Genomic DNA, 24,334 nt, shown 5'->3' with positions numbered 1-24,334 from the left:
AAATTTTATGAAGTTCTTAAAGATATTAAGATGAATTTAATTTTGCATTCCATTGTCTGACCCATTTTTTCATGTAATAACCAGGAATTGCAATTGTAATTGGTAATGCTACTGCAAGACCATAAGGGAATGGAAGAACCATTTGACAAGTAATGGATATGGCTAAAATACCAAGTAAGATTAAACCGTACTTTCTAGTTTTTTCGATCATGTAAAAAGAATATAGCTGTACGGGCCATATTGGGATAAGTGCCATAATAATCAAAATTCTTTCATTATGAATTATCTTTTCAGCCATATCTCTCAGAGTATTTTATGAACTTAAGCATATTGTAATTACAGATCAGAATTACAGTTCATACAATACCACTGATATGTGTGAATTACACTTTCCAAAAATAAAGAAAGAATGCATAGCTTAGAATCATAACAATCACATAAGCTATGAATCCATTTCTTCCATGATGATACCATATAGCTAAAAGTGATATCACTGGAATAGCATACAAAACAATTTCTCCAATATTAAACACAATTCTGCTTTGCTCAATTACATATGGCTCAAATGCTCTCAAAATTGTCAAGCCAATCCCAGATGGGGAGATATCTATTCCAGTTCTTGTTAATATAGCATAGAAGAGTCCACCAACAAAAGCTCCAAAAATCCAACTATGAGTTCGTTTTACTTCATCCATGAAAGCCACCTTCTAAATTTCCCATAATGTTTAGCTTTTGCAACTGTGTCTTTTTCACGACCTATTTCTATTTCTAAGTCATTCCATTTTCTTGACCAGATAATTTTATTTTCTTCTATCCAATAATGAGATTGACATGGAAGACTCCAATTTCCAATTGACGGGTTTAGTGAAACTGTGTCTCCATTCCAGATAATTTCCCAATCAGTAGGTTTGATTGGGGTTACAATAATTTCACCACAACCACATACACATTTGTGAGTAGCTGTGGAAAACGGAATAGATATGTAAATTACTCCTTCTTCTACCATGTCTGGAATTAAATCAACAAACTTATGTCGAATCATTTTACGCTTCATTTTCAACCTCCTCATTTGTTAAAGTATTACTAAAAATTCCATAAACAGAATGATTTTCATTTGGAAAACTGTGATAGAAACCACAGATCTTTTTCCACTTGATAATTGCAAATATGGCACTCAATGCATTCATCTCAGCAACTTGAATGTTCGTGGAATATTCATTATCTTCATTGTTGTCAAAAGGAATTTTTCCTGATATGTTATTATTTAATATTGGATCATAAGAAGTTGTTCTAATCAACCCTGTTAATGAATTATTTTCATTTATGAGACCGATTCCAACATCTATGAAATGAATTTTATTTTTTATTAGATGCTCTACCAATAATTCCCTTGATTCTCCTTTATCCACACATAAAAAACAAAATCCATCGAATCCAAATCTCCAATGTTTGTTTCATCAATAATCTGTGGATGTGGAATGATATTTCTTCGCATACGAGAATAAATTTCTGTAAACCACTCTACCTTAGTTGTGTTGTTTAAGAGTTCATCATATGTGGGTGCTCCAGGAGAACGAAAAGCATTATGGTTATAAAATTTATCTCCATCAAAAAGGTGAATTTCTCCTACTGGGGTTTTAGCCATAAAATCTAGGATATATGAGCCTGTTCCGCCTAATCCTACTATGGCAATTCGATCTTGTTTTAGTTTATCGTTTATCAAAGTAATTCCAGCACGAGTTGAAGCAGTATCCAAATAATGAAAAACAGATTCTTCCTTAGTGGGTTGAATAGGTAAGAATGTTTTAGCAGTTACATTAGGATCTATAACACGGGCTTCACCTTCCAACATCCTAACATAGGTAGTCATCTTTTCATGATAGTTTGCATATGCTGCTGAGGAAGTTTTGGGTTTTTGAGAAAACATACGAGTAGCCACTAATCCATCTCGAATTTTTTCTTGTACGCTATTATCCCCCAATTTGAGTAATCGTGAACCTTTGCAATCACATGGAAAATCTCCAATCCAAAGTGTTGTATGATCTGCAGGTTTTACAGATGATTCTAATATGCTGGATTTTGAAACTAATGTTCCATATGCTACTTGTTTCTTGTCATTCACATATGGAACATGATGGATCATGAGGTAGATGTTAAAAAATTCTACCTCATAACCTTCATTTTGAAGTTGTTGCAGATCAGAATTACGATTTATCAGTTCTAGTGACATCAAATACCATTCCGCTCTTAATTTCAACTTCCTGTCCCTCTACAAGAGTACCTTCACGATTTTCCTTTGGACCACGACTGTATTGTACAGTGAATACTTCGTTTGGTCCATGTGGAGGAGGAAATGCTAAATCAACTACTTGTGAATAATTGATTGTTTTGTCTTCCCATGAATGTCTCCTTGCATTAACAAATATGTTAAAGTGTCGGGTGCATTGTTCATTTTCTATTTGCATTGTTACACATCCTTGAATTGATTGTTCTGCAGGGCTTTATTGCAGAGACAGTGTTATCATGTTTATTTGATAACTGAAATAAATTAGAAATAAGATAAATGCGTCTCATTCTTGTATACGGTTTATCATCTTTCAAAATTTTTTCATGTTTCCACATGGAATAGATTGAACCTTCTTTTTCTAAACCATGAAGAATTTCAGATAGACGTAGAGAGTTAATTGATTCTACTAATTTTATTTCATTAAATGAACATGGCTGTTTTGTCACTAGCTTAATTATTCTTTTTTCATCAGTATCATAATCATACTTCATCATCGTACTTCAAGTATTATTAGAATACCGATATATATAAACATATAGGATTAAATCATGCCTAGAGAGAGAAAGATTACAAAAATTGATTGTAAGATCAAATATGACATCATTGCATTTTTATACTGATCAGCGTGATACTTGAAGTATTATGGAAGCATCAAGCACAAAATTATTGCCAAAAAATCTAGGTACATCAGAAATGAAGGTTTTGGCATATGTGTTGAAAAATGGGAAAGCAGCAAAAATAATTTCCATTTTATGTGACAAAAAAGGATCGTATTTCAATGAAATACAAGGAAAAGTTGCAGGCAGTAAAACCTCTACACAAGAAATTTTACGAAGTCTAGAGAAGTTGAAAATAGTTTCAAGTGAATGGCAGGTACGTCACATAGACAATGGTGGTAAAAAAGTTACAAGAGCAGTGAAAGTGTTTACATTGACAAAGGACAAAGAGATATTGCTCGAGGAGTATTTACCATTAATTAAAAAAATGATTAATTCATAATCATTTTCTATTTTATTCTTTATACTAAATCATCATTATTTTCAGTAAATGATCGCAATTGTTCTCTAAGATTACCTTCCATCTCATCTAAGTTAAGTAAAGCAGAAGAAAGATCTACATGTCCAGGAGAATCAAAGCCAGTGAAAGTTATTTCTGAAACACCATTGATATCAACAGTAGCATGCACATCTCTAAAAATAACACCGTTGATGGTAATACAATCAAAACTAAAAGAATGAACTACCCATGGATGTTCAGAAAGATCGGTTTCTATAGTACTACGATCATTACATGGTAGAATCGCTGTTTTAGCTAAATGTGCCCATAAATTATCTTCGACACTCAAGTAAATCATGATTATAAAGGAATAAGTGCTTATTAATTTTTAATTAACATAATATAGAATATAGATGTAAAATAATTAACATGCATCATCTAACATCATATTAATACCAAAAAATACTTTCATATCATAAGAAGAATATTAAAGATCTACGTTACAATTAATACAATACCACTGACCATTAGGTGATTTATCTCTCACATTCTTTGGATGTTTGCACTTTCCAACGAGTTCGTTTTTGATAATATTCAAAACTTGTCCATTATCTTCATGTGATTTTGCAAGAGATGTTGCTAACTCTCTCATACAATCAAAACTAACATTCCAGGATTTTGTAGGAACTGTCATTCCTTTCTGTAATTTTATTTCATATTCAATTAGAAAATCAATCATATCAATTCCTCTTTTGACTCTCACAAAGATAATTTCAGGTAACAATTACAAAAAATCTATCAAAGATTATGAGCCAGTTGAAGCTTGAACCTTTCTTGGGAGATAATCAACTCCAATCCTTGAAAGAATTTACAAAATCAGTTGGAGATTATAATTTCTCCAACATTATGGATTTGCTGAAGACTGATTTATTATAATGCTGTCTGTAATAGTTACAAATTCATCAAGATTAATTTCTAATACTGAATTGAGAGAATTAATAGAGAATATTGAAGATATTATAAAAATTAACATTATTCCCGTAAACCCAATACTGTAAATTCTACCAATTTTACTTTGTTTTTTAACATAGACTCCTGGAAAATCTGAATATTTCTCTTCTGATGTTTTTCTTAAAATTGAAGTGATTAACAATATTACTGCATATCCAAGACCAAAATATGCTACACTGAACATCATTGCAAAAACGAAAATCCAAGGAATTTCAATTCCATACATTGCACTAAATATTTCACTTCCACCAATAATTATAAGTGAACATGCAGCAGATATTCCAGCAAAAACTCCTACAATTTTGAATATAGGTCCAAAAAAGTTTGTAGATTTTTTTATTGAAAGATAAAATCCCTTTACTGAATATAACCATACGATTCCAATAAATAATGAAACCCAACCTACAATAATTCCATCTAATGCCGGGAAATTTTCTTTAAATTCTAAAATTGTCAAAACAAGATACAATATCCCAATTCCTAACAATGCATATGTTCCATATCTTAAAAATTCTGGAATAAATGTTGGTTCTATTCCCTCTTTTTCTTCACTTTGAATTGCAAATTGACTAAGTAATGAAAAAATAAATGAAAAAATAAATACAAATGATGCCATTGCTGCATTTTGATATACTGCTTCCATCCCATCATTTGGTTCAGCAAAAACTGCAATTAACATTGAAAATGAACCTAGAAAAGCTAATGGTTGTGATTTTTTTAGAAAATCATAAAACTGATTATTGATCGTGGACATGTTTGTTTTTCGATACTCCTTTTGTTTTTAATTTATGTTCATTTATTTGATTCATAATAGATTATGAATCTATTAAAAGACTAGTTAATTCAACAAAAATCAAATTTCTCATAAAGATTGTTTTCAATTCCAATTCTTTAGAGACTCAGCTACTTTTTTGGGGATAGAAATGGACACAGATAATCTTACAGTACTGGTACACACAATTAGATCTGTGTTTCAAGATCCTAGTGTACTCAAACAATAATTTTTTTTAGATACGATAAAACATCCTAGACCTTACAATCCTGGGAACGTAGGGTTGTGATAATCTTACTGTCATTTTTGAGCAAAAATTGTGCCTATAATGACAGTGATTTTCTCATTTTCTGAAAAATTTATGTCTCATTTTAGCCTAAAAAGTACGCCTAATGTGATACATTTAGTCTCAATTTTTTTAAAATATGACGATTCTAATTTTTACTGCCATTTTGTAACAAAAATTAGGCGTGAAATGGCAGTAATTGTGCCAAAATTACTGACCGGTTCTTTTTACAATACTGCGTTTTTTCTTTTCATTATCAATAATCTTGAATGGTCCAGCTTGTGAACATAATGCATCAAGATATCTTCGTACTGAAACTTGACTACCAGTACCTGTTTTTTCAAAACATGTGTAAGCTACAGAATCCATCGCATCTTTGAATTCAATAGAACCATCTGTTTCAATAATTTCTGAAACATATTGTTTAGTAATTTCAAAATTTTGTTGATTAGCATCCATTTCGGGACTCAAAGTTGGGCCTGATCTCTCTATCTTTTCTCTCTCACACGGATAGTTTGATTTTTCATTCTGTTTCTTCTTTTCTAATGCTAATAATTGCATATCAAAATCATTTTTCTTTTTCACATTACATGATTGACATGATAAAACAATATTTTCAATTTGACTATGTGCAGAATTGTTATCCAAGTGCTCGTAAACCCAAGATATGTTGAGTAAATCACATCTACAATAGAAACAATTGAATCCACCATCACGTCGAAGTAAAATCTGAAAAAATTCTACTTTCATCTTTCCAGTAAGAGTTCTATTCATAGTATCACTTGATTTTGGTTCTGTGAGAGAGAAATGTTTGATTTAGAAATTATTTCTTCAGAAATTAGGAATTTTTTATTATGGTTATTATAACAAGTAGAACATAGTTCAATAGTATAATTCCCCTTTGTTCCTCCATCAAGAATCATTCTATTTGTTTTAGATTTTTTGCATTTACAACGAAAAATAGGTTCAAAAATCATTCTTTTGTACCTCTAAAAGTTTGGATATTATATTATCAAATGAATCACCTTTGTTTCCAAGTAGTTTTAGTTTTTCAAAATTAATTTCAGATACAACAATATGGTGAGATTTTGGATTCATATTCATTAAATGAATTAACTTGTTTAAAGGAACTAATTTGATACCTTTAGATTTGAAAATGAATTTGAAATAAAATTATCCAAAATGTACATTTCAAAAGAAAATTCTAACTAGTTTTAAAATAGTATTTAAAGAACTATTCTCACGACGGTAAGCGTCGTCTTGAAAGGTTATTGTAAAAATTACTTTTACATTCTAGGTATGTAATTAAAATAGTTAAACTTTTTCAAAATTTTCAGAAATATCTAATCTTTGCTTGATTTTGTCCATATCAAGTTGCATTTTCATTAACTCTTCATTCTTTTTCTCAAGATCAGATTTTTCCCCTAATAGTTTTTCATTTTCAAATCTAATCTTTTCTTCATCAGAGATGGTCAAGAATGGAATTGCCTTTTGGTACTCGGGGAATCGCTCAAAATCTTCTTCTTGGTATCTCTCATAGTGTTTTTCAAGACCTACTTTGTGCCCCATCATGTCTTCTTTATCCAAATAATCTACTTTAGCACGTCTAAGCATTGTATTGAAATATTTTCTAAAGCCATGATCAAGCTGGACTTCATGTCTTCTAACTCCTAGAGGTAGTGGCGGTCTCAAACCAATATCGGTCACAACTTTATCTATTCTCTTTCTTACTCCTTTCTGAGCAAGTCTTCGAATCATAGGGGATGCAACTGTCTTGATTAAAGGATCATCTGGTTTTGGATAAACACCAATGTCTGCTTTCCAATTTTCACGATAAACTTCTAGTGCTTTACAAGCTTCTGGAGTGATAAATGTAAAATAACTTTCTGGATCTCCTCTGTAGATTAGCAATGCAGCACCTTTGTAGGAACCATCATCATTTTTGAAAAATATGATATCTTTCCAAGTAAAGTAATCCCAAGCTTCCAATCTGAAACCACCTGATGAGAACATCAAAATCAAAACCCTGTCTGTAATGTTGCTTGAAACCTCAAACATCTTTTGAATTTCCTCTTTGGTGTATGCCCTGTCTTTTGACTTTGCCTCTCTTCGTGGGAGTAGTTTGTTTAATGACTTCCAGTGGATTGGAACACTATTGGCATCAAGCAAAACTTTGATTGGTTTTATGTGATTAGGAATGGTTTGTGAGCTAATCTCTCCAGATTCAACTCGCTTTCTGTCAGCTTTGATGAATGTAGCAATAATGTTTGAAGCTAGTTTCATATCTTTTCTTGCCAACTCTACAAAGAATTTAGCTAGAGTTGCAGGTTCTCTGTCTTGTGGAGTTTTTCCTAGAGATTCTGTATAGAACTTGTTTGGAACAAGCTTGAGAAATGTCTGTAATAGATTCTTGTAACGACGTAGAGTTGAAGGACTACGAATTGAATCCAAGAATAATTGGTAAGGATCAGATCTGGAATTTACTTCATCAAAGGATATTTCCATACTTTAGGCACGAGTGCGTCCTATTTTAGTCCCAATATAGGGTATGGGCCCACGGGGATTTGAACCCCGGATCTTCGCCGTGTAAGGGCGACGTCATAACCGACCTGGACTATGAGCCCAGAAACCTACCTTGTTAAAATCCATTTAAACTTTGAGACATGGGAGAATCTAGAAATTTGATTAAAAAATAAGCATTTCATGAATATTTGTAATTTTTTTTCTAGTCCTATTGGTTTAGGCCATGTAACTAGAGATATTGCGATTGTAAATAATTTTGAAAAAATATCTACAAATTTTGTAACAGGTAGTGGAGCTGCTAAAATTCTGGGAAATTTACATTTTAATTTTCGAGATGTATACGAACCCCCATCTTTTATTGTAGAAAATGGAAATCTAAAGAATCCTGCAAGGTGGCTTTGGAATTATTACAAATATTACAAAGATTGCAAAAGCATCTCAGAGAAGATTCTGTACATTGATAATCCAAATTTGGTGATAAGTGATGAAGATTTTGCATCATTGACTGTTGCACAAACAATGGGAATTCCAACAGTTCTGATAACTGATATCTTAGAGACTCGTTTTACTAGAGGACTAGCATTATTAATTGAGAAAAAAATGAACAAGTCAATGCAGGAAATATCTCGAAAATGTGATCTAGTTATTCTTCCTGAACATGGAGATGATATTGATAATATCAAAAGAGTTGGGCCAATCGTTAGAACTACAAATCATTCAAGAGATGAATTACGAGAAAAATTCTCATTTAAAGGAAAAACAATTGTTGTATCAATAGGTGGAACTGATGCAGGGGTTTTTCTTATTGAAAAAGCATTAGATTCTATTTCAAAAATTAATCAAGACATTGATGTCATTTTGATATCTGGTCCAGCAATTACTAGAAAATTCGAAAATGTCACAAATTTGGGGTTTGTTGATAATTTACACGAATTGATTTTTGCAGCAGATTTACTAATTTCATTGGCAGGTAAATCTACAATAGATGAGGCAAATGCTTATGGAACTCCGGCAATATTTATTCCAATAAAAGGTCATTTTGAACAAGAAGATAATGCAAGAGAACAAGGATTTGTTTTTGATGATGTTCAAAGATTAGATTCTCTAATTTTAGAAAAACTTGAAGAAAAGAGAAATCCAGTAAATTCCGATGGTGCAAAAACGGCATCAAATATTATTGAAAAATTAATCTAAAAATCAAATGCTTAATAGAAGGCCACTGAGTTTTGATAAAGTGCTATGACTAAACTTGTAGTTGCAAAATTTGGTGGCAGTGCAATAGGCCCTAATGGTGAATCAATTCCAAAAATTATTCAGCGTATTAATAATTTAAAAAAAGAATCAAAAGTAATTGCCGTTTTTTCTGCACCATTGACTATACACAATGGAAAAAAACGGTCATTAACTGATGTAATTTTGGAGCAGGGAGAAAATGCACAGAATGGAATTACTCCTTCTCTAGATATTGTAGCATCGACATATCAAAAAATTCTTGAAATGATAAATTCTGAAAATATTGAAAATTGTAAAAAAATCCTAAACTTGAATTTAGAAAAAGCACAAAAAGCACTAGATGAAGCATTTGGGAACAAAGAATTTGTGGATGAAACACGCTCAAGAGCACTGGCATTTTCTGGAGAGATACTAATGTCTCATATGATGAATTACATTCTAAAAAGTAATGGTGTGAAATCTGATTCTGTAGATTTTGATGATTGGCCAATAATCACAGATAATAACATTGAATCTACCAATTTCCTAGCATCTAAATCAAGAGAAAATATTGATAAAATTTCACAACTTGTAGATGAAAATGAGGTAGTTACTATAGGTGGATTTATTGGAAAAACAATTGATGATGTCTTAACCACATATGAGCGTGGGGGTTCTGATAGGACGGCAGCAGATCTTGGAATATTATTTCATAAAAAATATGAAACAAGTATAGATTTTGAGAAAGACAGTGCAGTAGTTTCTGCTGATCCGAAAATTGTAGAAACTAATCTACGTGAAGTATCTCAATTGTCATACAATGAAGCAAGACTTGCAGGAATGTTTGGAATGAAAATATTAGATCCAATTGCAATTAAAGAAATTGTAGAAAATGGTGTTGATCTTCCGATAACAATCACAAATATGAAAAATCCTGAAAAAATTACTACCATAAAGAGAATATTGGATGAGCAAAAAGGTCATCCCATCAAAATTGTTACTGGAAAAGAAAATTGCGCAATATTTAGAATTGAGACTAGCTCCATTCAAAAATTACTAATCTCATTAGAAAAAGACAAGCGATACAGTGAGTTTGTAATATTATCTCCATTTACAAAAGATGGAATTGAATTTTCTAGAATTTTATTTTTAGATGGAGATTATGTTAAGAGAAATGAAAAATATCTTTTAGGATTTGATTCTCTTGCAACAATTACATACAACCGAGGAGTTATTACGCTAATTGGTGATGAGATGTGGAGAGTACAGCAAGTTGCATCAAGGACAAGTGCAAAGATTGGCGATGCTGGATTAAACATATTGAATATGGATGCACAAGAAGAGACTTCACGAATTATTATTGTTGTAGAAGATGCTGGCGACAATATAAAAAATGCAATCAAAGCAATACACCAAGAGATTTCAAATATTAATTTTATTTAGTAAAAGTGTGGCGTACGGGTTTTTACACCTGTAAGCGCCATCGAGGGTTTGTTCTTGGACCATTATCTAGATTCAGTCCGGGCGTTACCCTAAACACGCGATACTATAACTTACAATTTCTAGTATATAGAGCTGATCTATATAGATAATCTACATACGCTCAGAAATATACCACAAAATTATTCCAACCCCCAAAATAGCATACCATTTTAGATTTCTTTTATTCATGAAAATATTGGCCGAGCCTGCATCTTCATCCTTGTATGTAGTCAAACGAATTTTTCTCATTTCAAAAGCCTGTCCTACTAAGCCTACTACTAAAAGCACAATTGATACAAAGCCTAGAGTCCAGTTCATAGAATTATTTGTATTTCATCAGATATTTAGTTTCATATTCACTCAAAATACCATTAAAAGATAATTCTTTAAATTAGCATTGTTTTTTTCGACTCCTATGAAAGAAGTTGGTAAAATATGGATGAATGGAAAATTGGTACCGTTCAAAGATGCCAAAGTCCATGTACTGACTCACGCATTACACTATTCCACATCTATCTTTGAGGGTATTCGTTGCTATGATACTCCTAGCGGTTCAGCAATATTTCGATTACCTGAACATCTTGATAGATTCTTCAAATCTGCAAAACTATATTCAATGAAAATGCAATTTACAAAAAAAGAAATTTCAGATGCAATAATTAAAACTGTCAAAGCAAGCGGACTAAAAGAATCATACATTAGACCACTAGCATATTATGGATACGGAACAATGGGGCTTACTCCTACTGAAAATAAAGTAGATGTTTCCATTGCATGTTGGGAATGGAAAATGGGTGAGTCAAAAGCAGGTAAATTCTCTGGAGCAAAATGTAAAATGTCAAGCTGGATGAAAATTGATTCAAGATCTCAACCAATGCAAGCAAAAGCTGCATCAAACTATGCAAATGCTGCACTTGCAAGAATGGAAGCATTAGAAAATGGATATGATGAAGCTATAATGTTAAATTCACATGGAAACGTTGCAGAAGGAAGTGCTGAAAACATATTCGTAGTAAAAGATGACATTATTCAAACACCTCCTCTTTCAGCGGGTGGTTTAGAAGGAATTACTAGAGACAGTGTTATTCAAATCATTGAAGAGAATAGTGGTTTTGTTATAGAGCGAGATCTTGAAAGAGATGATCTTTATTCAGCTGATGAAATTTTTATGACTGGCACTGCAGCTGAAGTAAAATCTGTGACTCAGGTAGATAAAGTAAAAATTGGAAATGGAAAGATGGGCAACATAACAAAAGCACTACAAAAATCATTTTCTGATGTGGTAATGGGTAAAGATGAGAGATTTTTGCCATGGTTGACATTTATCTAATTTATCACGAAGTTTTTTACCTTCAAAATTGATAAAAAATTATGGATTCATGCACACCTGGAGAAACTCATGATATTTGCTGGTTTTGTAGAAAAGGGCGTCATGAAGACTGCATGAAAGAAATTCCCACTCAAGGCAAATCAGATGGACCACATGATTGCACTTTTGATACAAAACTAATTCCGTGTAAATGCCAGCATTGAATAATTAATATCAAATACGGCTTTTAATCAATAATTTTATGAGTTACAAAAAGGAATTTTGGGACAAATATGCTAATGACAATGAGGCAAGATACAATGAAGAATTTTCAAAATTTACTCGAGATTTGGCTACATCCTTGCATTGCACCAGCATACTTGAGATAGGGTGTGGCACTGGAATAGATTTGAGACTATTTACAAAAGATTTTCAAATTCATGGAGTTGATCTAAATGATAATGCATTAGAAATTGCAAAACTAAAGATACCCTTTGCAAATTTTAAGAAATCAAGTATTACTGATTTGCCATTTGAGGATTCCTCAATTGATTTTGTTTTCACACATCAATTATTGAATTATTTAGATGATGACACACTTGATAAAGGAATTGCAGAAATGCATCGGGTTGCCGGAAAATACATTATGAATTGTGAAAAATTTGAAGAAACAGAAAAACAGATAGATGAAAATCACAAATTTCGAAATGTCTACAAAAGGTGGTTAAATTACAATGTAAGAATTGTAAGTAATGTGGACATGCATGAAGATATAGATCCTGATAAATCAAGATTTACTTTACTAAAGAAATTATGATTGCTTTGAACCTTTAGAAATTTGTTGTAATTCCTTTGGAATCATTATAGTAAATGTTGTCGGGTTATTTCTCACAGAAATTTTGCCTAGATGTTGCTCTACAATATTTTTACAACTAGCCAATCCCAAACCAGTTCCTTTTTGTTTAGTAGTGAATAGAGGTTCAAATACCTTGTCAATACTTTCATTTGATATTCCTTTTCCTGAATCAATGAATTCAATTACCATAAATTCATCATTTTCAAATGATCTTATCTCGATATTACCGCCATTTGGAATTTCCTGAATTGCATTTACAATAAGATTAATGATAACAGCTTCTAGTTTTACTGGATCACATTTAATTTGTAAATCATTTTTAATAAATTTCAATTTTATATTATCTGGTAGATTAATTTTTTTTATACAATCTTGTATCAATTCTGATAAAGACACTGAAATTAATTTTAATGGAGATCTTCTTACATAACTCAAAACATCATCTACTTGATGAGAAATCCTATCAATACTTTTTTTGATTAAATCTAATCGTTCTACTACTTTAACATCAGAAATCTTCGTTTCACCATCACTCTGATTTATCAAATCTACAGACATTTTCATTACTGACAATGGATTTCTCATGTCATGTGCTAGACGACCAGATAACTCCCCAATTGCAGATAGGCGTTCGGATTTCAATAATTCTTGAGTTTTTTCCTCAACAAGATGTTCTAGATTATTTTTTTGCTTTTCAAGCTCGTTAGTTCTAATTTTGACTAATTTTGATAGATTTCTATTGATTGTTAAAATAATTGTTACAAAAACAACAAGCATTACAACAATTCCAAATGTAATACTCTGAGCAGAAATACTTTCTTCGGATTCAATGAAAACTGAATGAACTAAAATTGTTGTAACAATCAAGCAAATAATGGATAAAGTTAATGGAATTCCAAATTTATGAATTGTGTCATATTGCAAATTTTCATGAAATAGCATTCCATAATTTTCAGAATTAGGAATGTTCGAAATTTTTAAGCGGGTGTGAAGGGAAAAAATTAACAAAATGAAACCATATACAAAGATCAAATCAACTGGATGCCCATCATAATAGGAGCCATCAAGTTCTACAAAGAGGAAAAAAGAATCAGCTATGCTATTAATTATAAATCCAGATAATAACAACATCCATGAAAAATTTATCCCTTTTTTACTAAGAAACAGTAAACCAATAATTGCTGGAATTAATTGAATTGATGATAATATAGGATATGTTAGAGCAATAGATGTTGCAAATGCTTGTTCACCTACCATATCATCATACGCAGCTAAAACAGATGGTATCAAAAATGAGAAAGATAAAGCAAGTGAAAACAACCAAACATTTCTACTAATTGATTTAAGGATGGGTTTGATGGAGAGAAATAGAAAAATTATCATAAATGGGTAAGACGCAATAAAAAAAACATCAGCTTCAGATGGAAATGGGTCTTCATTCCAAAGATGATCATATGCTTGCCAAATTTGTTCAGCTATAAACCAACATACATTTCCTAGTGCGAAGAAAAAAAATGCTTTTGCTTGAAAGTGTTTTTGCTTGTGTAATTTTATTGCAAGAACGCTAGAATAAACCGTGAGTAATCCTGGAAGAATTGAATATGTTGGAATTGATATCCAACTAAATTGCTCATCATCAAGAAATGGTCTTAATTGATAGATTGTAGTAATTACTACTAAAACTAAAATTAATAAAATTAAAATTTGTTTATGGTTTATACTTGATTTTGATAAAACACCACTACTCAACTATTAAGCCCTTCCAAATCACCTAAATTTGAGAATGTATAAAGATGTATTTTTTATACAACGATGGTTTCTAGGCTTGATTTTTTTTCAAAGATATTTTGGTATGTGCCAATTATAACAAACATAGTATTTAATAGTAAAGTATGAGTATATGATGTATCATGAATAGTGTCATTCTGCTAGTTGAAGATGATGAAGACCTAATTTCTATTTATAAAGAAATTCTAGAATTACATGGATTTGAACTTCAAACAGCAGTTAATGGGGAAGAAGCGGTTGAAAAATTCAAAAATGCAAATCCATCTTTAGTGATTATGGATGGTGATATGCCAGTACTTGATGGATATGAGGCATTCAAACAAATTAAACAAATTGATAAAAATGCTAAAGTTGTTATGGTAACTGGTTATTCACAACTTGATCCAAAAAATCAAGAGGCTGTAAAAGAAGGATTAATCAAAATAATTTCAAAACCATTAGGTGTAGATGAATTAATTGCTCTTGCACAACAGTACACTGAAGCTAAAATAAAGCCATAATTTTTTAAATTAAAACAACGAGAAATTCTTGGAAAACATAGAATCTAGGAACGATTTCTATAACATGAATTGTTTTCCAAACCTGCCATTCTACTACGCAGAATGACGGTTTCTCGTTATGATATATACGTCAAAATAATATTTAACTTTGTTCAGAATTTTTACCTGATGCTAACACGTCAAACTATTTTCTAAAAAGCATCCAAATTCTAGAACCAACAAAAATCCCAACAGCTCCTATTATTAAGGCAATCATAACTATTTGCCCAACGTCTTCCATGATTCTATTAGTATCAGGCAGTTCTTAAAGTATAATGAAATAAGATCTACATGGAAAATATTGATTTACGAGAGGCCACAAATAACGACATTCCTATTATTCTTGGATTGCTATATGAACTTGGTCGTCCAAAACCAGAAACAGACTTAGACGTAGATTCTTTTAGAAAACTAGTAAAAAAATACATCACAGATAATGATAAAAAAATCATTCTTGTGCAATATAATGAAACTGAAATAATTGCGATGGTAAGTATTATTTTTATGACAAGACTTAATCAAAATTCTTTAGAGTTATACATTCCCGAATTAATTGTACGTGAAAAATTTCAGCATAAGGGAGTAGGTAAAAAACTAATCAATTACTGCATATCTATTGGGAGAGAGAAAAAGTGTCATAGAATTAGGCTTGAATCTGGAAATCGACGAAAAGAATCACATCAGTTTTATAAAAAATTAGGATTTGATCAATCTGGTCTATCTTTTACAATTTCTTTGAATTAGAATAATCTAGTCTTTAATATGGTGAAATATTGGATTCGTTCATCCTATCTTACAACAACTTTTACTCTGAAGGCCTCTTGTAATCCAAAAAATAGAAAAAATCAAAACCCCTACTGAAATAAATTTTAATTCTAATCCCTGCATTGGAAATAATGATAATCCTCCAACCGCTCCTAAAATTACAGCTAATGGAGCAGTACATGCAGGACATCCTGGAGTAAACGCTGCAAATGCACCCCCTAAGACAGCTGATGAGTTACCCTTGACGGAATTCATCATCTTCATTCTTTTCATCTTAAAAGCCATTAGTGCAAAATTGATCCCAGCCAAAGCTGAAATTATAATTGTTAATACAACTGTCGTAATGATATACGATGGCATCAATTCCATTGTGGTCTCCAAATGAGATACTAGCATTGACATTGTCAAAAAATAATAGATTATTCCCAATCCAAGACCACTAATTATAGCAATTGTAGCATACCTTCTTGTTGTAAGAACATTTGAAATTAACTGTAATTTGCTTACCAAGTAGGATAATTTACAATTCATCATATTTTAACTATCTAACAACCAAAGATTCTTAGCCACAAAAGATATAGAAAATACATGACTGATTTCACTTTTGAAGAGAAAACTATCCTTGTTCAATATGCAATTAAAAAATTTGAAAATGAGGAAATAGTACTTGAAAAATTAAAAAATATCTTACCTGAAAAAGACATTCAAAGAAATATTGATACTCTAATTGGAACTCAAAAAGTAAGACGAATTGGTCCAGAAAATATTCAAAATAATGAAAGTCATACTGAGCTTCCTGAACTTCCAGAAAACTTACAATCTATAATTGAAAATCTTTAATCTATAAATTCTTAAATCACTCTAATTATAGATTTATCATGAAAAAGTTCATTTTATTTTCAAGCATTTTGACTATGACAATTCTTTTGTCTTTTTCTGTTGATTCAGCTTTTGCTCATCCACATCACGGAAATATTTTGATCAATAATCACACTCATGAACCATTAACAGAGATTACTCCAATTAATTCAATGATTGGACTTGAAAAATCAACTGTTTTCTTCCATGCTCCTTCAGGAAATACATTGCCATGGGGATTTGTTGAAGGAAAAGTTGCAAATCATGTTGAAGGATATCCTGTTATAATTCAAATCTTCAAAAATAATGATGCTGTTCACTTTGCTCAAACCGATATTGGAGAAGATGGTGTTTATGAATACAAATTTAGAATACTTAATTCTGACAAAAACCACACCACCAAAATATTTGAAGGGGATTATTCAGTAAAGATTTTCAAAGTTGTATATCTTAATCAAGAAAATATGATTTAGAATCCACGTAGACCTTGTGGACGCATAATTTCTGGATGCTGCTTCATCCATTCTATTTTTTCTAACATCTCTTGTTTATCTTGAGGAAAAGTACCCTTGATTGTATATGCATTTGAACCATGATTTGCTCTAAAAACAATCTCTTCTTTTGTATCAATCTGACTTATCAAATCATGAAGTTCATCTAATGATTCATCATCATTAATTCTGACAAACTCTCCATTATACTTGTCAAGAAATTCTTGTTTGATTCCATTTTCTAAATAGAGTGTTAGCGCACCTACATAATTTGGAGAACATGCGCTTATGACTTCGGCAGTTCCTTTGATGTGCTCTTTAGAATATTTTTTTCCTCCAAGTCCCAAAATCACCATGCATGACATGATGTAACCTGCTTCTTTTGCTTTGTTAACAGACTTGATGATTGTTTTTCCAATTGCTCCTTTTGTAACTTTTTTTAAAACAATATCTGAACCACTCTCTATTCCCAAATAAAACATGTCTAATCCCGCCTCATTCATTTTCTTTAATTCTTCAGATGATTTTTTTAGAATGTTCATTGGCATTGCATAGCATGAAATCCTTTCAAGATTTGCAAATTTTTCTTTAATGTATTTTACAATTTTTATCATATACTCAGAATCAAGATTTAGCGCATCACCATCTGCAAGAAAAACTCTTCTAGTATCTGGAAGATAATTTGCCATCATGTCAATTTCAGCTTTGACATCTTCCCATGGCCTTTCTGAATATTCTTTTGATCTATACATATCACAAAATGAACATTCATTAAATGAACAACCTAGTGTTACCTGAAAAATTAACGATCTAGCTTCTGATGGTGGTCTGTATAAAGGTGCATCATAATTTAACATCTTACTTTTCAAAGAAATTTGTTTTTTTCTGTTTTTATAGTTTCCATTTTCTTTTAATCCCAAAATACCTTTTAGTGGTAATTCAGAAGAATTTCATAACTTATGGCAAATGATCCTGATGCAAAAAGACTACTTTGGTTTGTTTTTGCAGGATCTCGAGGCGGATTAAATCGATTAAAAATTATTTCAAAATTAAAGGAAAAACCATTCAATACTAATCAACTAGCTAAAGAGATGAATTTAGATTACAAAGCTATTCAGCATCACATTAGGGTTCTTGAAAAGAATAACATGGTTACAAAAGTTGGGGAAAAATATGGTGTTGCATACTTTATCTCTAACTTTCTTGAAGTAAATATGGAGACATTTGAAGAAATTGAAGCAAAATTGGACAAAAGTAAATAAAAGCTCAAAAGGTGTTTTTGACTAAATGGAAACTACTTCTCTGATCTTATCTATTGTCTCAATTGCAAATATGGGAATATTAGGAATTTTAATTGCGATATTTGGTAACATGTATACTAAGACACGTGCACAGCTTCCATTGGGAATGATTGTTGTTGCAGGTATGTTATTTTTGCATAATGTAATTGGCTCTCTTGCATATTTCTCAATGGAAGAAATTTTCTCTCATGAGATATTCCCATACATGTTGGGAGTGGGGATTGCAGAGCTAGCAGGATTATTAATTTTCCTTAAGATTACTTTAGATTGAGTTTAATTGTAACAAACAGAATCAAAAAATGTGTTACAAGAATATCTGAAACTTAACAAAAATATTCTAATTGCATTTGCAGCCTCCATAATTATTTCTGCATTAATTGCACAAATTTTATCTGACCAAACAGATTATCTAAATACAACTTATACCACAATTGCTGATTATGTGATTTATTTTTCAGTTTTTAGTGGATTGTTTTATTTTGATAATAGGAAAAAATATCGTTTAGTATCTGGAGGAACTGATAATGCAAAACTAAAGGCAGATCTAAAAAAATTAGTTACATCATTAGGAATAGCAGAAATTGTATATACAGTTGTTAGATGGGTTTTCCAGTATTATTTTTTGACCATAAACTATGATCCATATATTGCATCAATTGCATCACAAGGAATATCAACAATAATTTACATGGTAGTAGTTAATCTTAGTGTGAAGATTACGAGGTTGTACAAAGATGGGAATTAGTGTTTACGTAGATGGCTCTGGAGGCCCAAATGGTGGTTTTGGATTTTTCGTAAAAGAAACTGGAGAATCATTTTATGAAAAAAAACCAGACATTACAAACAATCAGGCTGAATACATGGCAATAATTTCTGCGTTGAACAAATTTGTTAATTCCGATGATGAAATTACAATTTACAGTGATTCTAAAAATACCGTAAATCAACTCAATCATGAATTTGCAATAAATAATGAACAACTTCGAGATCTCGCACGTGAAGCTTGGAATGTAATAGGCAAATTTTCAAATCTTTCAATCATTTGGATTCCACGAAAAGAGAATCTGGCAGGAAAGATGTTGGGAAGCTAAAAACTTAGAGATCAGAAATTTCTATGAATAACTTTATTATACAAAATCCTTAGATTCAATTAATCATGGCAGATTCTGTAATTTTATCCCCCAAATCAATTGCTGTGATAGGGGCCTCTGATAAAAGAGGAAGCGTTGGTGCTACAATTACGTCTAATATTATGAATGGTTTCAAGGGTTCAGTTTATCCAATTAGTCCAACACGCGACACAGTTTTTTACAAAAAAGCATACAAGAGCGTTTTAGATGTTCCAAAACCAATTGATCTTGCTGTTGTAGTAATCAAAAATACTCTAGTTGCACCTGTCTTAGAAGAATGTGGTAAAAAGAAAATCAAAGGAGTAATAATCATCACTGCAGGTTTCAAAGAAGTTGATGAAGAAGGTGCAAAACGAGAACAAGAAATAAAAGATATTGCCAAGAAATACAATATCCATGTTATTGGACCAAACTGTCTTGGTGTGATGAATCTTGATCCAAAAACAATGATGAATTCTACATTTCTTAAAGTTACACCAAAGTCTGGAAAAATTGCACTTGTATCTCAAAGCGGTGCAATATGTGCTGCGCTAGTTGAAGATGCTAGTGCACAAGGAATTGGCTTCTCAGCAGTTGTAAGTCTTGGAAATAAGGCAGTAATGAGTGAAGTTGATGTTCTAAAAATTCTAGCAAATCACAAACAAACCGAGGTAATCGTAATGTATCTTGAAGATATGGGTGATGGTCAGGAATTTCTTAAAGTTTGTAAAAATATTACTAAAAAACTCAAAAAACCAGTTCTTGTGCTCAAATCTGGACGTAGTCCAGAGGGTGCAAAGGCTGCAATGTCTCATACAGGTGCTTTGATGGGTTCAGATGAAATCTATGATGCATTACTAAAACAATCAGGTGCAATTAGAGTAGATACTATGGAAGAGCTCTTCGATTATGCAACTGCATTTTCAAAACAACCGTTACCAACAGGCGGTGATCTAGTTATTGTATCAAATGCTGGCGGCCCTGCAATAATTTCCACTGATGCATGTTCAAAAATGAAAATTAAAATGGCTGACATTACTAGTGTCAGAAAAAAAATTGATGAAGTTATTCCACCTTGGGGGAGTTCTAGAAATCCAGTTGATATTGTAGGTGATGCTGATTTTAATAGATTCCATAATGTTCTAGATAGAGTACTAAAACATCCAAAAGTTGGGTCTGTAATTTCTATGTGTACTCCGTCTGGAACTCTCAACTATGACAAACTTGCCGAAGTAATTGTTGAAATGTCAAAAAAATACAAAAAAACAATGCTTGCAAGTCTAATGGGACTCGATGAAGGAATTACAAACAGGGAAATTTTAGCAGATGGAAATGTTCCATACTATACATATGCAGAAGGTGCCATCCGAACACTTTCGGCAATGATTAGATTTTCAAACTGGATCAAATCTCCAGATGGAAACATTACCAAATTCAAAGTAAACAAGGCAAAAGCAAAAAAGATTTTTGATAAAGTCAAAAAGGAAAAGAGACCAAATCTTTTAGAAGAAGAAGGGCAAGAAGTTCTCAAAGCATATGGGTTACCATTACCTCAAAGTGCACTTGCTAAAAATGAAGCAGAAGCAGTAAAGATTGCAAAGAAAATCGGCTATCCTGTTGTAATGAAAATTGCATCACCTCAGATTATTCATAAATCTGATGCAGGTGGTGTTAAAGTGAATCTTACAAATGATGCAGAGATTAAAGATGCATTCAAAACAATTATCAAAAATGCTAAAAAATACAACAAGAAAGCAGAGATTAAGGGAGTTTTGATTGTAGAGATGGTAAAAGGTGGCAAGGAACTAATCATCGGCTCAAAACTTGAACCTGGTTTTGGACCAGTAATCATGCTTGGAATGGGAGGAATCTATGTGGAAGTTCTAAAAGATGTTACATTCAAACTTGCACCAGTTACTAACCTTGAAGCTGATGATATGATAGCCTCAATTAAGACTCAAAAACTTCTTCAGGGTGTAAGGGGTGAGAAACCATCTGATATTGTAAAACTTTCTGAATGTATTCAGAGATTATCACAACTAGTTTCTGACTTTAAAGAAATCAAAGAATTAGACATGAATCCAGTACTTGTCATGGAAAAGGGTAAAGGCTGTCGTATACTTGATGTACGAATAGGGCTCTGATCGCAATTCATTCCTAAAATTCATTCATGTACTTTTAGAATATTTATACAGCATCAAAACCTATAATGTTAGATGGCTAATGTCTTGAAGACAATTAGAACAGGCGATGATTATATTGAAAGTCTCAGAGGAAGGGATCTCAAAATCTACCTCTTTGGAGAACTTGTAAAAGAACCAGTAGACCATCCAATGATTAGACCATCAATTAACGCAGTTGCAGAAACTTATGATCTAGCAGTTAGAGAGGAAGAACTAGCTTCTGCAAATTCATCTCTTACTGGATTGAAGGTAAATAGATTTTTACACATTGCAGAAAGTGCTCAGGATTTAGTTTTACAAAATAAAATGCAAAGAAAACTAGGACAAAATACTGGTACATGTTTCCAGAGATGTGTTGGAATGGATGCATTGAATTCTTTACACTCTACTACATTTGAGATTGATGAGAAACATGGAACAGATTATCATAAAAGATTTTTAGAATTTGTAAAGATGGTTCAAAAAGAAAATCTTGTCATTGGTGGTGCCATGACAGATCCTAAAGGTGATAGAAGTAAGGGACCTGCAGAGCAAGATGATCCAGATCTATTTACAAGAATTGTCGATAAAGATGAGAAAGGAATCTATGTTTCTGGTGCAAAAGCGCATCAAACTGGTTGTATCAACTCACATTGGATTATCTTAATGCCAACAGTTAGACTAACAGAAAATGATAAAGACTGGGCAATTGTTGGAGCAATTCCAGCTGATGCCAAAGGTGTCACTTACATCTACGGTAGACAGTCATGTGACACTCGTAGTATGGAAGAAGGTGATATTGATGATGGTAATGCAAAATATGGTGGGCAAGAGGCATTAATAATTTTAGATAGAGTGTTTATTCCATGGGAAAAAGTTTTCATGAATGGAGAATATGAATTTGCATCAATGCTCATAGAGCGTTTTACTTGTTATCATAGACGAAGTTATGTCTGTAAAACTGGACTTGGAGATGTACTAATTGGTGCAGCAGCAACTATTGCTGATTACAATGGAGTTCCAAAGGTATCACACATCAAAGACAAAATAATTGAGATGACTCACCTAAATGAAACAATCTTTGCTGCAGGACTTGCATCCTCTCATCAAGGACATAAGATGAAATCTGGTGTTTATCTAAATGATGATATGCTTGCTCAAGTTTGCAAACATAATGTGACACGCTTCCCATATGAAATTAGTAGACTTGCACAAGACATTGCAGGCGGATTAGTAGTAACTCTTCCATCTGAAAAGGACTTTAGACATCCAGAAGCAGGGCCACTGTTGAAAAAATATCTGGCAGGAAGAAAAGGTGTTGATATTGAAAATAGGATGAGAATATTAAGATTAATTGAAAATATGACTCTTGGTAGAAACGCAGTTGGCTATCTAACAGAGTCAATGCATGGCGCAGGTTCTCCACAAGCACAAAGAATTCAAATTCAAAGACAAATGCAAGTAGGATACAAAAAGAATCTTGCAAAACATTTGGCTGGAATTACAAATGATGTTGAAGAACCACGTGAGCCATCAGAATACTTTAAGCGAGTTTTCAAAACTAAAGAATCAGTTCTTTAGAATAATTTCAAATTCAATTTAACAAATTGATGCTCAACTTGTAATTTTTACTAATTCATAAATGATCCTACTCTTGAAACTTACAATTTCTGAGTATCCTTTTTTAGTAAATTTCTCATAATAATACTACCAAGCAAACAGGACGATCTATTGCTTGAATCTAAAGAGCATATGTGAACCTGTTTGCCTGATTTTTATCAAATTTTGTCTATTTCTTTTCCTCATCAGTTTTATCGTCATCAACTGATTTTTCAATGGATTCATCTATGTCTTGCATCTCTTTTTTCATTTCTTCCATTTTTTCTAAATATTCAGAATCATCAACATCACCTAACTCATCAAGTTCTTTAGATTTTTCTGTATGCTCAGAATATTCAGTGTCTTTCTCTATTTTATTAATATCAGATAATTCATCAATAGTTTCAGAGTTTTCTGAATTTAGTGGATCTGAAAGTGGAAGTTCTTTTTCATTTTTCTTCTTTGCCATCTGTTTTACAACCATTATTCCTATCACAACTGCAATGATTACATAGTTGATTGGTGGTTTTAGTAGCTGTGTTACATAACCAACCTGGGGAACTGTATACGCTACTTTGCCAATGTACTCTTTTTCAGTAATTGGAAAATCAGTTCCTGGAATTGATGCTGGATTTGCATCCCCTTTTGTTCTAATTGTTTTTGGATCATCATCAATAATTGACGCTACTCTATGCACAATCACTCTATTATGATCAGATGGCCGATTAAACACAATAATATCACCAACTTCAATATCCTCAAAAGGTTCATGTCCCTGTACAACTAGTACATCATAAACTTCTAAAACTGGAATCATGCTTCCACTTGCAACTACATAAAATGGATTTTGGGTTCCAAAAGCAACCTGCAATCCTATCCAAATTACTAAAACTCCAACGCCTACAATGACAATATCTTTGATAACACCTTTGGAGATGGATTTTTTTGCCAATTACATTATCGCCTTAGTGTCATTGATTAAATTTTC

At 32.0% G+C, this 24,334-nt stretch carries 34 protein-coding genes and 1 tRNA gene; 16 read left to right on the top strand and 19 right to left on the bottom strand.

Annotation, left to right across the window (positions count from 1 at the left end):
- Positions 1-25 precede the first annotated feature (25 nt).
- The 7 genes from NADRNF5_RS09955 to NADRNF5_RS09930 form a co-directional block, all read right to left on the bottom strand.
- Positions 26-298: a hypothetical protein gene (locus NADRNF5_RS09955; protein WP_048118253.1), complete on the bottom strand. Its 273-nt coding sequence runs from the start codon at positions 296-298 to the stop codon at positions 26-28.
- Positions 299-383: 85 nt separating this feature from the next.
- On the bottom strand, positions 384-695 hold the full coding sequence (locus NADRNF5_RS09950) for a hypothetical protein (RefSeq protein WP_048118250.1): 312 nt from the start codon (positions 693-695) through the stop codon (positions 384-386).
- Positions 683-1,054 carry a ubiquitination-like system serine protease family protein gene (locus tag NADRNF5_RS09945; protein WP_048118247.1) on the bottom strand — a complete coding sequence of 124 codons (372 nt, stop codon included), beginning with the start codon at positions 1,052-1,054 and terminating at the stop codon, positions 683-685. Before NADRNF5_RS09945 ends, NADRNF5_RS09950 begins: the two co-directional genes overlap by 13 nt.
- Positions 1,044-1,409: a hypothetical protein gene (locus tag NADRNF5_RS10775; protein ID WP_148313098.1), complete on the bottom strand. Its 366-nt coding sequence runs from the start codon at positions 1,407-1,409 to the stop codon at positions 1,044-1,046. The genes NADRNF5_RS09945 and NADRNF5_RS10775 overlap by 11 nt, the downstream gene beginning before the upstream one ends.
- Positions 1,376-2,230 carry a ThiF family adenylyltransferase gene (locus tag NADRNF5_RS09940; protein WP_052661938.1) on the bottom strand — a complete coding sequence of 285 codons (855 nt, stop codon included), beginning with the start codon at positions 2,228-2,230 and terminating at the stop codon, positions 1,376-1,378. Before NADRNF5_RS09940 ends, NADRNF5_RS10775 begins: the two co-directional genes overlap by 34 nt.
- A complete protein-coding gene (locus NADRNF5_RS09935) occupies positions 2,205-2,465 on the bottom strand; it encodes a multiubiquitin domain-containing protein (protein WP_048118244.1) in 261 nt (86 codons plus the stop codon). The genes NADRNF5_RS09940 and NADRNF5_RS09935 overlap by 26 nt, the downstream gene beginning before the upstream one ends.
- Entirely contained in the window at positions 2,449-2,781 is a 333-nt protein-coding gene (locus tag NADRNF5_RS09930) for a hypothetical protein (RefSeq protein ID WP_048118241.1), read from the bottom strand. Before NADRNF5_RS09930 ends, NADRNF5_RS09935 begins: the two co-directional genes overlap by 17 nt.
- A 148-nt stretch (positions 2,782-2,929) precedes the next feature.
- On the opposite strand from NADRNF5_RS09930, the gene NADRNF5_RS09925 reads away from it, so the two are divergent.
- Positions 2,930-3,286, top strand: coding sequence for a hypothetical protein (locus NADRNF5_RS09925; RefSeq protein ID WP_048118238.1), 357 nt, complete (start codon positions 2,930-2,932; stop codon positions 3,284-3,286).
- Positions 3,287-3,305: 19 nt separating this feature from the next.
- On the opposite strand, the gene NADRNF5_RS09920 is transcribed toward NADRNF5_RS09925, so the two are convergent.
- The 7 genes from NADRNF5_RS09920 to NADRNF5_RS09890 all read right to left on the bottom strand — a co-directional run bounded on the left by NADRNF5_RS09920 (position 3,306) and on the right by NADRNF5_RS09890 (position 7,976).
- Complete coding sequence (locus tag NADRNF5_RS09920; protein ID WP_048118235.1) at positions 3,306-3,632, bottom strand: hypothetical protein; 327 nt, start codon at positions 3,630-3,632, stop codon at positions 3,306-3,308.
- A gap of 138 nt (positions 3,633-3,770) precedes the next feature.
- Positions 3,771-4,022 (bottom strand): hypothetical protein, encoded by a 252-nt coding sequence (locus NADRNF5_RS09915; RefSeq protein WP_148313097.1) that lies wholly within the window; start codon positions 4,020-4,022, stop codon positions 3,771-3,773.
- 165 nt (positions 4,023-4,187) lie between these two features.
- Positions 4,188-5,048, bottom strand: coding sequence for a hypothetical protein (locus NADRNF5_RS09910; protein ID WP_048118229.1), 861 nt, complete (start codon positions 5,046-5,048; stop codon positions 4,188-4,190).
- Positions 5,049-5,562: 514 nt separating this feature from the next.
- Positions 5,563-6,126, bottom strand: a complete 564-nt coding sequence (locus tag NADRNF5_RS09905; protein ID WP_048118226.1) for an HNH endonuclease signature motif containing protein — start codon at positions 6,124-6,126, stop codon at positions 5,563-5,565.
- 192 nt (positions 6,127-6,318) lie between these two features.
- The gene (locus NADRNF5_RS11835; protein WP_257719699.1) at positions 6,319-6,450 is read right to left on the bottom strand and encodes a hypothetical protein; all 132 of its coding nucleotides are present in this window, start codon (positions 6,448-6,450) and stop codon (positions 6,319-6,321) included.
- Positions 6,451-6,666: 216 nt separating this feature from the next.
- Positions 6,667-7,857 (bottom strand): site-specific integrase, encoded by a 1,191-nt coding sequence (locus tag NADRNF5_RS09895; protein ID WP_048118215.1) that lies wholly within the window; start codon positions 7,855-7,857, stop codon positions 6,667-6,669.
- A 44-nt stretch (positions 7,858-7,901) separates the two neighbouring features.
- Positions 7,902-7,976 (bottom strand) — tRNA-Val (locus tag NADRNF5_RS09890).
- A gap of 79 nt (positions 7,977-8,055) precedes the next feature.
- Here NADRNF5_RS09890 and NADRNF5_RS09885 point away from each other — a divergent pair.
- Together NADRNF5_RS09885 and NADRNF5_RS09880 are read left to right on the top strand one after the other, a co-directional pair.
- Positions 8,056-9,069 (top strand): glycosyltransferase, encoded by a 1,014-nt coding sequence (locus NADRNF5_RS09885; protein WP_048118212.1) that lies wholly within the window; start codon positions 8,056-8,058, stop codon positions 9,067-9,069.
- 45 nt (positions 9,070-9,114) lie between these two features.
- Positions 9,115-10,530 (top strand): amino acid kinase family protein, encoded by a 1,416-nt coding sequence (locus NADRNF5_RS09880; RefSeq protein WP_048118208.1) that lies wholly within the window; start codon positions 9,115-9,117, stop codon positions 10,528-10,530.
- Positions 10,531-10,680: 150 nt separating this feature from the next.
- Here NADRNF5_RS09880 and NADRNF5_RS09875 read toward each other — a convergent pair whose 3' ends face one another.
- Positions 10,681-10,887, bottom strand: a complete 207-nt coding sequence (locus NADRNF5_RS09875) for a hypothetical protein (RefSeq protein ID WP_048118197.1) — start codon at positions 10,885-10,887, stop codon at positions 10,681-10,683.
- A gap of 97 nt (positions 10,888-10,984) precedes the next feature.
- Here NADRNF5_RS09875 and NADRNF5_RS09870 point away from each other — a divergent pair, with 97 nt between their 5' ends.
- The 3 genes from NADRNF5_RS09870 to NADRNF5_RS09865 are packed head-to-tail and all read left to right on the top strand — an operon-like array spanning position 10,985 to position 12,695.
- Positions 10,985-11,899, top strand: coding sequence for a branched-chain amino acid transaminase (locus tag NADRNF5_RS09870; RefSeq protein ID WP_048119569.1), 915 nt, complete (start codon positions 10,985-10,987; stop codon positions 11,897-11,899).
- Between the two features lie 41 nt (positions 11,900-11,940).
- Positions 11,941-12,102, top strand: a complete 162-nt coding sequence (locus NADRNF5_RS11490; RefSeq protein ID WP_192828326.1) for a hypothetical protein — start codon at positions 11,941-11,943, stop codon at positions 12,100-12,102.
- A 38-nt stretch (positions 12,103-12,140) separates the two neighbouring features.
- On the top strand, positions 12,141-12,695 hold the full coding sequence (locus NADRNF5_RS09865) for a class I SAM-dependent methyltransferase (protein WP_048118194.1): 555 nt from the start codon (positions 12,141-12,143) through the stop codon (positions 12,693-12,695).
- On the opposite strand, the gene NADRNF5_RS09860 is transcribed toward NADRNF5_RS09865, so the two are convergent.
- The gene (locus NADRNF5_RS09860; RefSeq protein ID WP_048118191.1) at positions 12,690-14,483 is read right to left on the bottom strand and encodes a sensor histidine kinase; all 1,794 of its coding nucleotides are present in this window, start codon (positions 14,481-14,483) and stop codon (positions 12,690-12,692) included. The genes NADRNF5_RS09865 and NADRNF5_RS09860 overlap by 6 nt on opposite strands.
- Positions 14,484-14,644: 161 nt before the next feature.
- On the opposite strand from NADRNF5_RS09860, the gene NADRNF5_RS09855 reads away from it, so the two are divergent.
- Positions 14,645-15,022: a response regulator gene (locus tag NADRNF5_RS09855; protein ID WP_048118188.1), complete on the top strand. Its 378-nt coding sequence runs from the start codon at positions 14,645-14,647 to the stop codon at positions 15,020-15,022.
- 330 nt (positions 15,023-15,352) lie between these two features.
- Complete coding sequence (locus tag NADRNF5_RS09850) at positions 15,353-15,805, top strand: GNAT family N-acetyltransferase (RefSeq protein WP_048118177.1); 453 nt, start codon at positions 15,353-15,355, stop codon at positions 15,803-15,805.
- A gap of 39 nt (positions 15,806-15,844) precedes the next feature.
- Here NADRNF5_RS09850 and NADRNF5_RS09845 read toward each other — a convergent pair whose 3' ends face one another.
- The gene (locus NADRNF5_RS09845) at positions 15,845-16,336 is read right to left on the bottom strand and encodes a hypothetical protein (RefSeq protein ID WP_052661937.1); all 492 of its coding nucleotides are present in this window, start codon (positions 16,334-16,336) and stop codon (positions 15,845-15,847) included.
- Positions 16,337-16,414: 78 nt separating this feature from the next.
- Between NADRNF5_RS09845 and NADRNF5_RS09840 the strand changes: the two genes are divergently transcribed.
- Both NADRNF5_RS09840 and NADRNF5_RS09835 read left to right on the top strand, forming a co-directional pair.
- A complete protein-coding gene (locus NADRNF5_RS09840; protein WP_048118174.1) occupies positions 16,415-16,666 on the top strand; it encodes a hypothetical protein in 252 nt (83 codons plus the stop codon).
- A 38-nt stretch (positions 16,667-16,704) separates the two neighbouring features.
- Positions 16,705-17,157 carry a hypothetical protein gene (locus NADRNF5_RS09835; protein ID WP_048118171.1) on the top strand — a complete coding sequence of 151 codons (453 nt, stop codon included), beginning with the start codon at positions 16,705-16,707 and terminating at the stop codon, positions 17,155-17,157.
- On the opposite strand, the gene NADRNF5_RS09830 is transcribed toward NADRNF5_RS09835, so the two are convergent.
- Positions 17,154-18,032 (bottom strand): radical SAM protein, encoded by an 879-nt coding sequence (locus NADRNF5_RS09830; RefSeq protein ID WP_048119563.1) that lies wholly within the window; start codon positions 18,030-18,032, stop codon positions 17,154-17,156. The genes NADRNF5_RS09835 and NADRNF5_RS09830 overlap by 4 nt on opposite strands.
- Before the next feature lie 102 nt (positions 18,033-18,134).
- On the opposite strand from NADRNF5_RS09830, the gene NADRNF5_RS09825 reads away from it, so the two are divergent.
- The 6 genes from NADRNF5_RS09825 (at position 18,135) to NADRNF5_RS09800 (ending at position 23,328) form a co-directional block, all read left to right on the top strand.
- A complete protein-coding gene (locus NADRNF5_RS09825; protein WP_048118168.1) occupies positions 18,135-18,437 on the top strand; it encodes an ArsR/SmtB family transcription factor in 303 nt (100 codons plus the stop codon).
- A gap of 25 nt (positions 18,438-18,462) precedes the next feature.
- Entirely contained in the window at positions 18,463-18,747 is a 285-nt protein-coding gene (locus NADRNF5_RS09820) for a DUF8036 family membrane protein (protein ID WP_048118166.1), read from the top strand.
- Positions 18,748-18,777: 30 nt separating this feature from the next.
- On the top strand, positions 18,778-19,221 hold the full coding sequence (locus tag NADRNF5_RS09815; RefSeq protein ID WP_048118163.1) for a hypothetical protein: 444 nt from the start codon (positions 18,778-18,780) through the stop codon (positions 19,219-19,221).
- Positions 19,211-19,567 carry a reverse transcriptase-like protein gene (locus NADRNF5_RS09810; protein ID WP_048118160.1) on the top strand — a complete coding sequence of 119 codons (357 nt, stop codon included), beginning with the start codon at positions 19,211-19,213 and terminating at the stop codon, positions 19,565-19,567. The genes NADRNF5_RS09815 and NADRNF5_RS09810 overlap by 11 nt, the downstream gene beginning before the upstream one ends.
- 65 nt (positions 19,568-19,632) lie before the next feature.
- Positions 19,633-21,729: a 4-hydroxybutyrate--CoA ligase gene (locus NADRNF5_RS09805; RefSeq protein WP_048118157.1), complete on the top strand. Its 2,097-nt coding sequence runs from the start codon at positions 19,633-19,635 to the stop codon at positions 21,727-21,729.
- A gap of 84 nt (positions 21,730-21,813) precedes the next feature.
- Positions 21,814-23,328, top strand: a complete 1,515-nt coding sequence (locus tag NADRNF5_RS09800) for a 4-hydroxyphenylacetate 3-hydroxylase family protein (RefSeq protein ID WP_269464926.1) — start codon at positions 21,814-21,816, stop codon at positions 23,326-23,328.
- A gap of 208 nt (positions 23,329-23,536) precedes the next feature.
- Here the strand turns inward: NADRNF5_RS09800 and NADRNF5_RS09795 are convergent, their stop codons facing one another.
- Entirely contained in the window at positions 23,537-24,298 is a 762-nt protein-coding gene (locus tag NADRNF5_RS09795) for a signal peptidase I (protein ID WP_048118151.1), read from the bottom strand.
- Positions 24,299-24,334: the final 36 nt, after the last annotated feature.

It is taken from the genome of Nitrosopumilus adriaticus (genome assembly GCF_000956175.1).
Taxonomy (GTDB): Archaea; Thermoproteota; Nitrososphaeria; order Nitrososphaerales; family Nitrosopumilaceae; genus Nitrosopumilus; species Nitrosopumilus adriaticus.
The sequence above is the reverse complement of the archived record's forward strand: the minus strand, read 5'-3'. Positions and strand labels throughout refer to the sequence as shown.